This window comes from Streptomyces subrutilus, from assembly GCF_008704535.1.
Lineage (GTDB): Bacteria > Actinomycetota > Actinomycetes > Streptomycetales > Streptomycetaceae > Streptomyces > Streptomyces subrutilus.
Genome location: NZ_CP023701.1, coordinates 6840723 through 6853939, shown reverse-complemented (window position 1 = coordinate 6853939; position 13217 = coordinate 6840723). Strand labels below are relative to the sequence as shown.

General features: G+C 76.4%; 9 protein-coding genes. 7 read left to right on the top strand and 2 right to left on the bottom strand.

What is annotated here, in order from left to right; all coding sequences use genetic code 11:
- Positions 1–274: 274 nt before the first annotated feature.
- Entirely contained in the window at positions 275–1882 is a 1608-nt protein-coding gene (locus CP968_RS35430) for a peptidoglycan-binding domain-containing protein (protein WP_150521054.1), read from the bottom strand.
- A 149-nt stretch (positions 1883–2031) separates the two neighbouring features.
- Positions 2032–3936 (bottom strand): AfsR/SARP family transcriptional regulator, encoded by a 1905-nt coding sequence (locus CP968_RS30550; protein WP_150521053.1) that lies wholly within the window; start codon positions 3934–3936, stop codon positions 2032–2034.
- A gap of 260 nt (positions 3937–4196) precedes the next feature.
- On the opposite strand from CP968_RS30550, the gene CP968_RS30545 reads away from it, so the two are divergent.
- The 7 genes from CP968_RS30545 to CP968_RS30520 all read left to right on the top strand — a co-directional run bounded on the left by CP968_RS30545 (position 4197) and on the right by CP968_RS30520 (position 13149).
- Positions 4197–5849 (top strand): phage tail sheath subtilisin-like domain-containing protein, encoded by a 1653-nt coding sequence (locus CP968_RS30545; protein WP_150521052.1) that lies wholly within the window; start codon positions 4197–4199, stop codon positions 5847–5849.
- 122 nt (positions 5850–5971) lie between these two features.
- The gene (locus tag CP968_RS30540) at positions 5972–6415 is read left to right on the top strand and encodes a phage tail protein (RefSeq protein ID WP_150521051.1); all 444 of its coding nucleotides are present in this window, start codon (positions 5972–5974) and stop codon (positions 6413–6415) included.
- Positions 6415–6909 (top strand): hypothetical protein, encoded by a 495-nt coding sequence (locus CP968_RS30535; protein ID WP_229886509.1) that lies wholly within the window; start codon positions 6415–6417, stop codon positions 6907–6909. The genes CP968_RS30540 and CP968_RS30535 overlap by 1 nt, the downstream gene beginning before the upstream one ends.
- Positions 6906–7049 carry a hypothetical protein gene (locus CP968_RS34255; RefSeq protein WP_194682802.1) on the top strand — a complete coding sequence of 48 codons (144 nt, stop codon included), beginning with the start codon at positions 6906–6908 and terminating at the stop codon, positions 7047–7049. The genes CP968_RS30535 and CP968_RS34255 overlap by 4 nt, the downstream gene beginning before the upstream one ends.
- A 3079-nt stretch (positions 7050–10128) precedes the next feature.
- Positions 10129–10566: a phage tail protein gene (locus CP968_RS30530; RefSeq protein WP_150521050.1), complete on the top strand. Its 438-nt coding sequence runs from the start codon at positions 10129–10131 to the stop codon at positions 10564–10566.
- 1 nt (position 10567) lies between these two features.
- Positions 10568–11293 (top strand): CIS tube protein, encoded by a 726-nt coding sequence (locus tag CP968_RS30525; protein WP_150521049.1) that lies wholly within the window; start codon positions 10568–10570, stop codon positions 11291–11293.
- Positions 11290–13149: a VgrG-related protein gene (locus tag CP968_RS30520; protein ID WP_150521048.1), complete on the top strand. Its 1860-nt coding sequence runs from the start codon at positions 11290–11292 to the stop codon at positions 13147–13149. Before CP968_RS30525 ends, CP968_RS30520 begins: the two co-directional genes overlap by 4 nt.
- Positions 13150–13217 lie beyond the last annotated feature (68 nt).

Sequence of the window (13217 nt, the reverse complement as noted above, 5' to 3'; positions counted from 1 at the left end):
CGGTCTGCTCCTGGTGGTCGATGTCGGACTTCCCCCGGCACTGGACGCCGTCCAGGGGGTCGGGGTTCACCTCGGCCACCGTGTACCGGGCCTCGGACCCGCCGCACGCGACGACACTGGAGGTCGGGGGCTTGGACGTGTGCACGCTGTGCGACCGGGCCGTCCCGGGCCGCATCGGGGCACGGGGTGCCCGGACGGCGGCGCGGGACGGCCGGTGCGGAGGCCCGGGACGGCCTCCGTTCGGGGGCCCGCGGGGCGGGCGGGAGCGGCGGGATCAGCGGCCCGGGCGTCCGGTGCCGTTCACGGAGCCGCCGAGCAGGGCGTTGACGGTGCGCGCGTCGGCGACTCCGGTCACCGGGAGGCGCACGGCCTGCTGGTACTCGCGCACCCGGTTGCGGACCTTGTCGTCGTAGGTGGTCGGGGCCGCTTTCTTCCCGCCCGACGTGAAGTAGTCGACGCCGAGCTGGGCGAAGGCCCGGTCCGCCTGGAGGTCGGCGTCGGAGATGCTGGCCTGGGTCGCCCAGCGCAGCGCGGCGTCGAGCCGGGTGACGTCGAAGTTCTTCGCCCCGTACTTCAGCTGGTCGGCGTTGACCCCCTGCATCCACAGGGAGGTCAGGGTGGCCCGTCCCAGGGTGTTCAGCGGGTCGGTGGCCGTCAGGGCGCGGGTGGTCTTCTCGTCCGCCATCACCTTCTTCTGGTAGCAGTTGAGCGAGCGCTCCGTCTGCGCGTCGATCACCCCCTCCTTCCACGCCCCGTTCAGCGTGCAGGAGTTGCCGCCGCCGAGGGCGGCCATCCGGCGCTGGGCGAAGTGGACCACGACGTCGGCCTGGTAGCCGGCCAGCCACGGCGGCCCCTGCTTCGCGGCCTGCGGGTTGCCCGCGGGCGGCGGAGCCGCCCCGCCGCCCCCCGGCTGCGCTCCGCCGCCCCCGCCTCCGCCGCCCCCGCCGCCGCTCCCGCCGGAGCCGGACCCGGACGCGCCGCCGGGCATCCCCGCGCCCGGGTCCCCGCCCAGGGGTGCGCCGCCGGGGGCGGTCGCCGGGTCCGGGGGCGGGGCGGGGGCGGCGGGCAGCGGGGTCTGGCTGCCGAGCGGGGCGGGCAGCGGGGCCCCCGCCTCCGTCTTCATCTCGCCCGCGGCCGAGTTGACCTTCGGTGAGAAACCGAACCAGAACACCGCGAAGGCGACCGCCCCGGTGAGCAGCAGCCCGCCCGCGACGAGCAGCCAGCCGGGCAGTACGGGGCGCTGCTCGAAGTCCCCGGTCAGCTCCAGGTTCCCGGCGTCGCCGGAACGGCGGACGATCACGGTCGTCCGGTGCGTCTCGGTGCGGCCCGTCCAGCTGATCTGCTGCGGCCGGATCTCCAGGTCCGCGAAGACCGCCCGGCCCGGCGCGACCTGGATCGACCGGGGCCGGATGTCGAAGGCGAGCCGGCCCGACTCGTCCCGGGCGGTGAGCGAGGCGGTGAGCGGGGTGTTGCCCAGGTTGTCGACGGCGACGGCCGCGCGGCCGCGGAAGCGGGCGACGAGGCTGGGCGGCACCAGTTCGGCGTGCAGCTCGACGAAGGGGGCGACGGTGACCCGGCCTTCGAGGACGTCGCGGGACTGCGGGTGCTCGCGGGGCTCGACCAGCACCCCGTACGGGGCGGGTCCGGCCGGCGCGTCGGGCGAGCGGGGCGGCTCGAAGGCGATCTCGGCCGCGCCCTCGCTGCCCGGGTAGAGCCGCAGCGTGTCCGGTTCGATCCGGGCCCATCCGGCGGGCGCTCCCACGATCGACAGCCGGTACTCCTCCACCGTGTCCCCGGTGTTGCGCACGCGCAGGCGGGCCGTGGCCCGGCCGCCGGGGTCGACGGCCACGGCGGCCGGATCGAGAGTGGTCCACATCGTCATGCGGGAAGGCTAGGGCGCACGGGCGACGGCGCCGCTGCCCGAAAGTGCCGCCTCCGGGGCACTCCTGACTGCCCGTCCGGACACGGCCGCGACGGCGTTCGCGGGGGCCGGTGGCCCGCGGTGCGTCCCGTACCCCCGCCCCCGGTCCCCTACCCGTGCGGGGAGCGGGCGAACGCGCGGACGAGCGGATGGTAGCGGTAGCTGCCCGAGGCGCCGGGGCGCAGCAGGCCCGAGTCGACGAGCTCGTCGATCGCGTCGGCCGCCTCCGCCTCGCAGGCGCCGATGAGCTCCGCGGCCCGGGTGTGGCCGAAGCCGTCGGGGGCGCCGGCCGTGCAGCGCAGCGCGCGGGCGGCGGCGGGCGTCAGGAGGGCCAGGGAGCGGTCGAAGCGCTCCCCGACGGAGGCGCCGTCCGCACAGAGCGCGGCCAGCAGTTCCGGGCCGTCCGCGGCCGCGAGGGCGGCCACCGCCAGGCCGGGCTCCCGCCGCAGCCGCCGGCCGGCCAGGCTCAGCGCGAGCGGCAGCCCCGCGCACCGCCGCGCGAGCCGGCGCAGCTCTTCGGGTTCCGCGCTGCGGCGTTCGGGTCCCGCGGTCGCGGCGAGCAGGTCCAGGGCGGCCGCGTCGTCGAGTTCCGGTACGTCGACCAGCCGGGCTCCCGGGACGAGGAGCCCGCGCCCGGTGCTGGTGACGAGCGCGGCACACCCCGGAGTGGCGGGCAGCAGGGGCAGCAGTCCGGCGGTGTCGTGCGCGTCGTCCAGGACGGCGAGGACCCGCCGCCCGGCGAGCAGCGAGCGGTAGAGCGCGGCCCGCGCGTCGAGCCCGTCGGGCACCGCCGGGCCGGGGACGCCGAGGGCCCGTACCAGGCCGGTCAGGGCCTCGGCGCCGCCGTCGCGCACGGAGGCCCGAAGGACCCCGTCGGGGAAGGCGCCGCGCAGCCGCTCGGCGACGTGCTCGGCGAGGGCCGTCTTGCCGATGCCCGGCATGCCGGTGACCACCGCGACCGGTACCGCGCCGTTGGTGTCGCCCAGCATCCGCACGAGCAGCGCCCGCTCCACCGCCCTCCCTACGAACCCGGCCCCGTCCACCACACGGTCCGCAGCACCGTCCGGCGTCTCGGCCCGCGTCCCGGCCCGCGACGGGTCGACGGGGGCCGAAGGGGCCGCGGGAGGGGACGGGCGGGCGGGGGACGCCGACCCGACGGGGGCCGGGGTCCGGGCAGGACCCGGGCCGGCGGCCGCGGGGCCGGGGCCCGGGCCGGATCCGGGTTCCCGGGAGCGCAGCCGGCGGTGCAGGGCGGCCAGCTCGGGGCCGGGCGGGACGCCGAGTTCCAGGTCGAGGGTCCGCCGGGTGGCCTCGTACACCGCGAGGGCCTCCCCGGGTCGGCCCGCGCGGTGCAGGGCGAGCATGAGGAGGGCCTGGGTGCGCTCGCGCAGGGGGTGTTCGGCCGCGAACGCGCGCAGCGCGGCGACGGCCGCGATGTCCCGGTCCAGGCCGAGTTCCAGGGCGCTGTGGAAGTGGTCCTCGCGGGCGTTCAGCCACAGTTCCGTGAGCCGGTCGCGCTGCGCCTCGGCGTACGGCCCGGGCAGCCCGGACAGGGGGGTGCCGGACCACAGCCCGAGGGCCCCGCCGAGGGTGCGGTACGCCTCGCCGGTGGCGCCGGCGGTCCGCAGCCGGGCGGCCTCGGCGAGGCCGCGCTCGAACTCGTCGATGTCCAGCACCGGATCGCGCAGCCGCAGCGCGTACCCGTCGGGGGCGGACAGCAGCAGCCGGGCGGGGGCGCGGGCGGGCCGGTCGGGTTCGAAGAGGGAGCGCAGCCGGGACACGTACGTCCGCAGGGTGCCCACGGCGCGCGGCGGCACCCGCTCTCCCCAGAGCGCTTCGCACAGGTCGGCCATGGGCGCGGTGCGCCCGCGCCGCAGCAGCAGCACGGCGAGCAGGGCGCGCTGCTGGTTGGGCCCGAGCGCGAGCGGCGTCCCGCCGTGGTCGCGGGCGGTCATCGGTCCGAGCATGCGGAACCGCAGCCCCGACGCGCCCGACGTGTCCGGTTCCTGCCGCATGTGCTCTCCGATGCCGCGGACGACCCCCGGTGGGGAACGTTACTTCGGACGCCCGCCGCGTGTACGGGTGGGCAGGGCGGGCTGCCCCCGACACCGCCCGCCCGGACCTGCCGCGGGGCAGGGCGATGGGCGATGGTCTCAGTGGCCTGCGGAACCGACCGCGCCCACCGGGAGGGCGGCCGCCCCGGCGCCGGTCCCCGGCTCCGCACCCGGGCCCGGCCCCGAACCCGGCCGTCACACCACCGCAAGGAGAACCCCGCGTGCCCAACTACCTGTCCCCCGGCGTCTACGTGGAAGAGGTCGCCGGCGGCTCCCGGCCCATCGAGGGCGTGGGGACCTCGGTCGCCGCGTTCGTGGGACTGGCTCCCTTCGGGCCGCTGAACGATCCGACCCTGGTGACCAACTGGTCCCAGTACGTTGCCGAGTTCGGTGACTTCACGGACGGCTGCTACCTGGCCCACTCCGTGTACGGGTTCTTCAACAACGGCGGCACCGCGGCCTACGTCGTACGGGTCGGCGGCGCCCCGGACGCCGCGGGCGCGCGGGCGGCGGGCTCCGGGTCCGCCGCGGGGCAGGCGCCCGCCGTCGCCGCCCAGGCCGGTCCGCAGGCGGTCACCGCCGGCGAGGCCGTCGCGCTCGGCGCGTTCCGGGTGGCCGCCCTGACCGGTGGGCTGACGGCGGGCGGGTCCCTCACCGTGGAGGTGCAGGACGTCGAGGGCGAGGGCGCCGCCGACCGCTTCAAACTGGTCGTCAAGGACGGCGACGCGGTCGTCGAGGACTTCGACGTGAGCGCCAAGAAGTCGGCGCGCAACTACGTCGTCACCCAGGTGCGCCAGCGGTCCAAGACCATCGTGGTGGAAGAGGCGGCCCCCGGCGCGGCCCAGTCCAGGCCCGAGGCGCAGACCCTGACCCTGCCCGTGCCCGCCGCCGCCCCGGCCGCCGTACCCGCGAGCCGCACGGCGGCGGGGACGGAGCCGGTGTCACCGGCCGGCGCGGACGGCCGGCTGGAGCCCGGGCAGTTCATCGGCGACTCGGCCGACCGCACCGGCTTCGGCGGCCTGGAGGCCCTGGACGAGATCAACATGGTGGCCGCGCCCGACCTGATGGCCGCCTACCAGCGCGGTCTGATCGACCTGGAGCAGGTCAAGGCCATCCAGCTGGGCATGGTCGCGCACTGCGAGCTGATGGGCGACCGCATGGCCGTCCTCGACCCGCCGCCCGGCCTGAACGCCCGCGACGTCCGCAAGTGGCGGATGGAGGTCGCCGGTTACGACTCCCGGTACGCCGCCCTGTACTACCCCTGGATCAAGGTCTTCGACCCGTCGAGCGGCCAGACCCGGGTGGTGCCCCCGTCCGGCCACATGGCCGGCGTCTGGGCGCGCAACGACGCCGAGCGCGGCGTGCACAAGGCCCCGGCCAACGAGATCGTGCGCGGCGCCGTCGACCTGGAGCTCCAGATCACCCGCGGCGAGCAGGACCTGCTCAACCCCGTCGGCGTGAACTGCATCCGCGCGTTCCCCGGCCGCGGCATCCGCGTCTGGGGTGCGCGCACGCTGGCCTCGGACCCGGCGTGGCGCTACCTGAACGTGCGCCGTTACTTCAACTACCTGGAGGAGTCGATCCTGATCGGCACCCAGTGGGTGGTGTTCGAGCCGAACGACCAGGCGCTGTGGGCACGCATCCGCCGCAACATCTCGGCCTTCCTCGTCAACGAGTGGCGCTCGGGCGCGCTCTTCGGGCAGCGGCCCGAGGACGCGTTCTACGTGAAGTGCGACGCGGAGACCAACCCCGTCGAGTCCGTGGACCTGGGCCGCGTGGTGTGCGAGATCGGCATCGCCCCGGTCAAGCCGGCCGAGTTCGTGGTCTTCCGGCTGGCCCAGTTCTCGGGCGGCGGCGGGGAGCTGGAGGAGTAACAGCCCGTCGTACGCCGCGCACCGCGCACCCCGGGCCGCACCGCACCCGGCGCCCCGCACCCCCGCACCCCGCGTTCCCGCAGTAGCCGCAGTAGCCGCCACGCGACAAGGAGAAGTCCCGCATGTCCCTTCAGCCCGGTGACGCCCTCACCTCACACAATTTCGGCCTCCAGATCGACGGCGTGATGGTCGAGTTCCTCCAGGAGGTCAGCAGCCTGTCCATGGAGCAGGACGTCATCGAGTACCAGCAGGTCTCGGCGGACGGCCGGCCGGTCATCAAGAAGCTGCCCGGCGTGAAGAAGGCCGGCCAGTGCTCGGTGACGCGCGGGGCGACCCAGTCGAGCGCCTTCACCCAGTGGATCTCCGCCTCGATCAACGGCGACATGGGCTCGGCCCGCAAGAACGCCACGATCATGATGATGGACTACCAGGACAACCCGGTGCGCCGATACAACCTGCGCAACGCCTGGTGCTCGAAGGTCGAGGTCAGCTCGGTGAAGGCGGGCGCCGCCTCGGCGCTCACGGAGCAGGTCACCATCACCTTCGAAGAGTTGGTCATCGAGTAATGCGACGCAACGGACCAGGAACGGTGACGGGTTCGGGCACCGGCCCGGGCCCCGGCCCTGCGGTTGCCGCGCAGCCGCAGGCCCAGCCGACGGCACCGGCGGTCGGCGGCGCCGTACGGGAGCCGCTGCGCACGGAGTTCGGGTTCGAACTGCCGCGCGGCTTCGTGGACGAATCCGGGACGGTGCACCGCAACGGCACGATGCGGCTGGCGACGGCCCGGGACGAGCTGGTTCCGCTGCGGGACGTCCGCGTACGGGAGAACCCGGCGTACCTGTCGGTGGTGCTGCTGGGCCGGGTGATCACCCGGCTCGGCACGCTGATGACGGTGCACGACGGGACGGTGGAGAACATGTTCGCCTCCGACCTCGCCTTCCTCCAGGACTTCTACCGGCGGATCAACGCGGAGGGCCACACCCGCGCGGCGGTGTCGTGCCCGCACTGCGAGGGGGCGTTCGAGGTCGAGCTGGCCGGGAGCCGCCTGGGGGAATCGTGACGTACGCGGCCGACCTCGTCGAGGAGGAGACCGCGTACCTGGCCTACCACCTCCACTGGGACCTGGACTCGATCCTCGACCTGGAACACGCGGACCGGCAGGCGTACGTACGGCGGGTGGCGCGGCTGGAGGAGGCGTAGCGGGGCCACCGGGAACACGGGACACGACGGGAAGCGGGGAGAGGGATGGGGCTGTTCGGACGGCGCCGCCGGGACGGTGCGGCGGCGCAGCCGGTGGCGGTGCCGGTGGCGGCTGCGGCTGCGGAGTCGGCCGGGGCGGTGTCCGCGCCGGCGGACGGCGGATGGGCGGCGACGGTTCCGCTCCGGCGCGTGCTGGGGGTGCCCCGGCTGACGGCCGACCGGAACTTCCCGGCCTCGCTGGCGACGCGGCAGAACCCGGCCTTCAGCGGCGGGATCGGCCACACCGTGGCCGCGTCGGCCCCCTCCGGCCTCCTCCTGGACGCCCTCACCCCGGTCCCGACCTCCCTGCCGCCCTCCCCCGCCCTGCAACGCCTCCCCCTGGCCACCCCGGCACCGCTCGCCCCACCGCCCTCCACCTCACCCACCGCGTCCGACACCCTGCCCCTGCCCACGAGCGCACCCGCAGCACCCGCAGCACCCGCAGCACCCGCAGCACCCGCAGCACCCGCAGCACCCGCAGCACCCGCAGCACCCGCAGCACCCGCAGCACCCGCAGCACCCGCAGCACCCGCAGCACCCGCAGCACCCGCAGCACCCGCAGCACCCGCAGTGCAACGTCGGCCCGTGGTCGGGGGAACGGGCGAACCGGCGCCGACCGTAGCGACCCCGGGCACCGGGACCGCTCCTGCCCCGGCGACGGTGCGGCGGCAGCCCCGGCCCGGGGTACCCGAGGCGCCCTCTCCGGGCCCGACAACCCCGCCACCGATCCGGGCCGAAACGCCGCCGCCGACCACGAGCCCGGAGGCCCCCGCCGCTTCCGGAGCCCCGGCATCCCCGCCCGTCCGGGATGTCGCGGCCCCCTCGGCCCCGTCGACCGTGCAGCGTCGCCCCCGGCCCGAGGGCACCGCCCCGTCGTCAACGGCCGCCCTGCCGCAGCCCCCGTCGCCGCCATCACCCGCCCTCCCGGGTCCCGCCCCGGAGCAAGCGCCTCCCCTCCCGGGCACCCCCCGCACGGCCACCGCCCCGGCCGCCCGAGAAGCCAGGACGGCCCCGGCCGTGCGGCGCGTCGCCGTGCCCGACGCACCGGCCGAGCCTGCACCGGCCCCGGCGACCCCCGTAGCCGCCGCTCCGGCTCCGGGTCCTGGCCGACCGACTGCGGGCCCCGGCAAGTCGGACCGGCACGACGCCCCGGTCGACGCGGTCGCCCCCGCCGTGCAGCGCTCGGCCGAGCCCGGCCTGCCCGGCACACCCCGCCCCCTCCCCCGGTCGGCCAGTCCGACCCCCTCCCCGACCTCCATCGAGCCACCCGGCGACCACACCACCCCGGCCACCCCGGCCGTGCAGCGCCTCGCCGTACCCGAACCCGGCCGGCACACTCCCCGCACGAACACCCCGGCCGTGCAGCGCCTCGCGGTGCCCGGGGCCACGGACGAGGCCGCCCCCTCCCCCCCGCCACGGACCACTGCGGCACTGCCCACCGCCGTACCCGAACCCGGCCGGCACACTCCCCGCACGAACACCCCGGCCACCCCGGCCGTGCAGCGCGCGCCCCTGCCGGCAGCGGCGCCCGTCGCCCCTGCCCCCGCCGAGACGGCCCCGGTCGTCCCCGTATCCCGGCCCGTGGCGTCCCCCGCACCGGAGGCTCCGGCCGTGCAACGCCTGCCCCCCGGCCGGACACCGGGCAGCGCTTCGGCCACGCCGGTGGCAACGGGGCCCGGGCAGGGCCCCGTTCGCCCTCCGGCGGTGCCCGCCGCCGCGCCCGGCCCGCCGGAAGCGGCCCAGCCGGGACGGTTCGGCCCGGCGCCAGCGCAGGCCCCCGCGCCGCCGGTGCAGGCGGAGCTTCCCGTCGTCCGGCGCCTGCCCACGGCGGCCGGGTCCACCGTGGCGGAGGCCCCGTTCGCGGTGGCGCCGGACGCACCCCCGAACCCCGCCTCGCCCAGGGCTCTCCCGGCCCCGACCACCCCGGTCCAGCGGGCCGGTGCACCCGCCACCCCGGCGCGGCCGGACGCCGTCCCCGGCTCCGGTGCTCCGACCGGGACCAACGGGCCCGGCGCACCGGTCCGTACGGAGGCCCCCGCCGCGCCGGCCCCGGCCGTTCGGCGTGCCGTGACGGCCGCCCGGTCGCCGCTGACCTCCGCGCCCCGGCCCGTGGTGCCGTCGCGGACGGTACGGGCCGTCGGCGCCCCCGTGAACTCCGTACTCGCTCCTCCCCCGGGTACGAGTACGGACGTCTCCGTGCCCGCACCTCCCCCGGCGCCGGGCACGGGGACACGCAAGCCCCTCGTACGACGGGTCCAGCGCGCGGTGTCCGAGGAGCCGTCCACCCGGGCCCGCCGGCCGCTGATCGGCGCCCCGATCAAGCCGGCCCCGGCCGCACCGGCACCCCCGGACGCCCCCGCACCGGAGCCCCGGTCCGTACCCGTACCCGCACCCGTACCGGTCCCGGCACCCACACCCGCACCCGCACCCACGCCCCTCCCCACCGTGCGGATCCCCGCGGCCCCGGTGCAGCGGGCGCCCTCGGTGGCGGCTCCGCTGGCCTCCGGCCGGCCCATCGCCCCGGTGGGGCCCGCCCGGGAGCCGGCCCCGGGAGCCGGGCCGGTGGGCGCCGTCGTGCTGCGCAGGGCCACGGCCGTACCCGCCGGGACCGCACCCCTGCCGCTCGCCGCCCTCGACCCGCGCACCCCGTCCGCCCCCGCGCACCCGCACCCGTCACCCGCACCCGCGGCCCCGCCCCGGGCCGTCCCTCTGCAACGCCTCGCCCCCACGGGCACCCCACCCGTCAGCACCCCCGCACCCGCACCGCCCACACCCTCACCAACCGCACCCGCACCCGCACCCGCACCAACCGCACCCCCCGCCCCCGTCCCCTCCGCACCCTCCGCCGCACCACCCCCTCCACCCCGATCGGTCCCCCCGAACCCGCTCAACCCACCCAGGCCGATCTCGACGCCCTCGCCCGCCGCCTGCTGGCCCCGCTCTCGCGCCTCCTGCGCGCCGAGCTCCGCGGCGACCGCGAACGCATCGGCCGCCTCCGCGACCGCTGACCGACGTCCCGCACCCGAACAGAGAGTCCCGCATGCCCACGCTCCCCGACCCCGGCTCCACCGTCTTCTTCAAGCTGAGCATCGACGGCCAGAACCTCGGGCTGTTCAACGGCTGCGACGGGCTCGCCTCCCAGGTCGAGATCGAGCAGCACCACGAGGGCGGGAACAACGGCTTCGTGTGGCAACTCCCGACCCGTGTCACCTTCTCCACCATCCGTCTCACCCGTCCCCTGACCGCCGACACCGCGCGCGTCGCCGCATGGATCTCCTCCCTGGCCACCGGCATCACCCGCCCCACCGCGCAGATCGCCGCCCTGCGCGCCGACGGCTCCGTCGTCGCCCAGTGGGGCCTGGTCGAGGTGCTCCCGGTGCGCTGGACGGGGCCGACGCTGAACCCGTCGAGCCCCTCCGTGGCCACCGAGACCCTGGAGATCGCCCACCACGGCTTCACCGACGCCGGAGGGGTCTGAGGTGGCGGCCCCCACGGGCGGGCGGGCCGCAGCCGGACTCTCGCGCGCCTCCCTCGCCGTCCACCAGCCGCCCGCCCGGCTCGGCGGCGCCGTCGGCGGCCTGATCGGCGAGGTCCGCTTCCAGTTCAACCCGCGCCAGCTGCAGCTGTCCCGGTCCGCGCACTGGCGCACCGAACCGGCGGTGGCCTACACCCGGGGCGCGCCGCCCAAGTTCACCGGCGTCGACGCGGCCCGGATGGGCGTGGACGTGTTCCTCGACGCCTCCGGCACGCCCGGCTCCGGCACGGTCCAGCGCCAGGTGGAACTGCTGCTGTCCTGTTGCGAGGTGACCGAGCAGAGCATCGCCTCCGAGGCGCCGTCGCCGCCCTGGGTGAAGTTCTCGTGGGGGTCGTTCAGCACGGTCCAGTTCACCGCGTACGTGACCAGCGCGAGCGCCACCTACACCCTGTTCAGCCCCAACGGGACTCCGCTGCGCGCCACCTGCGCCCTGGCCCTCACCGAGATCCCGGCGTCCGTGCTGGGCCAGAACCCCACCTCGGGCGCCCTGTCGGCCCGCCGCGTGCACCGCACCGTGGCCGGTGACACGCTCGCCTCGCTGTCCTGGCGCGAGTACGGCGATCCGACCCGGTGGCGGGTCATCGCCGAGGCGAACGGCATCGACGACCCGATGCGGCTGCGTCCCGGAACCGAACTCCTTCTCCCCGCAGGCTCGGAGCGTCCCGCATGAGCGAGAACACCTTCACCACCCTCCTCCACGTGCAGTTGGGCGGATCGATCCTGCCGGACCCGCTCGCCTCGCTGCTCACCGAGGGCTGGGTGGACGCGAGCGTGAACGTGCCGTCCGCCTTCCAGCTGACCTTCATCGACGGCGACGGCACGCTGACCCGGCTGTACCCGCAGCTCACCGTCGGTTCCAAGGCCGTGATCAGCCCGTTCACGGACGGGGTGCGCGGCACCCCGCTGCTCACCGGGGAGGTCACCGCGATGGAGGTGGACACCGAGCCCGGTGCGGGCCGCCGGCTGGTGCTGCGCGGCTACGACCCCGGCCACCGGCTGCTGCGCAACCGGCGGGTCGTGGGCTATCCGCAGATGACCGCCTCCGACATCGTGCGCCGCATCGCCGCCCAGTGCGGGCTCGTCCTGGGCCGGGTGGCGGCCACGCCCACCGTCTACGAGCTGGCCACGCAGCCCGGCATCACCGACTGGGACTACCTGAACCGCCTGGCGGCCGAGAACGACGTCCGGCTCTCGTTCGACCCGGACGGAAAGCTCGACTTCGCCCCGCTGGCGCCCGCGGCGGGCGCGCCCGCGGACAGCACGCCCGCGCGGCAGAGCCCGTACGTGCTGGAGTTCGGGCACAACACCCTGCAGAGCCGGGTGGCGCTGACCTCCGCCGGCCAGGCCGGCCGGGTGACGGTGCGCGGCTGGGACATGCTGACGAAGCGGCCGCTGGCCGCCCCGGCGCCGGCCGACACCAGTCCGGACATCGTGGCGGACCTCACCGCGGCGCAGCTGACGGCGGCCTTCGGGAAGGCCGAACTGGACGCGACGCGGACCCCGTACACCACCCCGCCCGAGGTCACGCACGCGGCGCGGGCGCTCGCGGACGACGTGGCGGGCTCGTTCGCGGAGCTGGAGGTGGCGGTGACCGGCAATCCGGGGCTGATGCCGGGCCGGCCGGTCGCGGTGAAGGGGGCCGGATTCCCGTTCGAGGGCAAGTACACGGCGACGGGCGTGCGGCACGTCTTCGCCTCCGGGCAGCCGTACGTGACCTGGCTGACCGTGTCGGGGCGGCAGTTCCGTTCCCTGTACGGGCTGGCCTCGGGCGGCGCCGGCGGCGGCGAGCCGGCGGCGCCGCTGCCGGGGGTGGCGGTGGCGCTGGTCACGAACGTGAAGGACCCGATGGGGCTGGGCCGGGTGCGGCTGCGCTTCCCCTGGCTGTCGGACACGTACGAGAGCGGCTGGTGCCGGGTGGCCCAGTTCGGCGGTACCGGGGGCGGCGGGCTGCTGCTGCCGGACGTCAACGACGAGGTGCTGTGCGCCTTCGACCGGGGTTCGCTGGAGCATCCGTACGTCCTGGCCGGGCTCTACAACGGGGTGGACCGGGCGACGCGCGAGCCGGACGGGATCCCGGCGGTCGATCCGACGGCCGGGCGCGTCAACTGGCGTTCCCTGACGGCGCGCAGCGGGCACACGGTGGAACTGCTGGAGGCCGGGGGCGCGGCCCGCGCGTCGAGCGGGATCCGGTTGCAGACGGGCGGCGGCGGTCTCACGGTGCAGCTGAACGAGGCCCGCACCACGCTCACCATCAGCAGCGACGGGACCGTGACCATTCACGGAGCCCGCGGGGTGGAGGTGGACTCGGGCGGCGACCTGACGCTGTCGGCGACGGGCGCGCTGAACCTGAACGCGGGCCGCGGCCTGCACCTGAAGGCGGGCCTGGGCATGGACGTCAAGACCCGGCTCGGAGTGGACGTGCAGACGCCCGGGCGGGTGGCCGTCACGGCGGTCGGCAACGTGGGCATCACGGCGGCGACGGTCTCGCTGATGGGCGTCACCACGCGCAACGGCCTGCCGTTCTAGGCCGGGACCCGGCCGGGAAGGGGTGTGGCGGCGTGACGGGCACGGGCGATGCGAGGGGATCGGACAGC

Bases quoted from the DNA above. Each gene is read 5' to 3' on its own strand.
- CP968_RS30520 (WP_150521048.1), top strand. From the start codon at position 11,290: ATGAGCGAGAACACCTTCACCACCCTCCTCCACGTGCAGTTGGGCGGA.
- CP968_RS30540 (WP_150521051.1), top strand. From the start codon at position 5,972: ATGTCCCTTCAGCCCGGTGACGCCCTCACCTCACACAATTTCGGCCTC.
- CP968_RS30550 (WP_150521053.1), bottom strand. From the start codon at position 3,936: ATGCGGCAGGAACCGGACACGTCGGGCGCGTCGGGGCTGCGGTTCCGC.
- CP968_RS35430 (WP_150521054.1), bottom strand. From the start codon at position 1,882: ATGACGATGTGGACCACTCTCGATCCGGCCGCCGTGGCCGTCGACCCC.
- CP968_RS30530 (WP_150521050.1), top strand. From the start codon at position 10,129: ATGCCCACGCTCCCCGACCCCGGCTCCACCGTCTTCTTCAAGCTGAGC.
- CP968_RS30535 (WP_229886509.1), top strand. From the start codon at position 6,415: ATGCGACGCAACGGACCAGGAACGGTGACGGGTTCGGGCACCGGCCCG.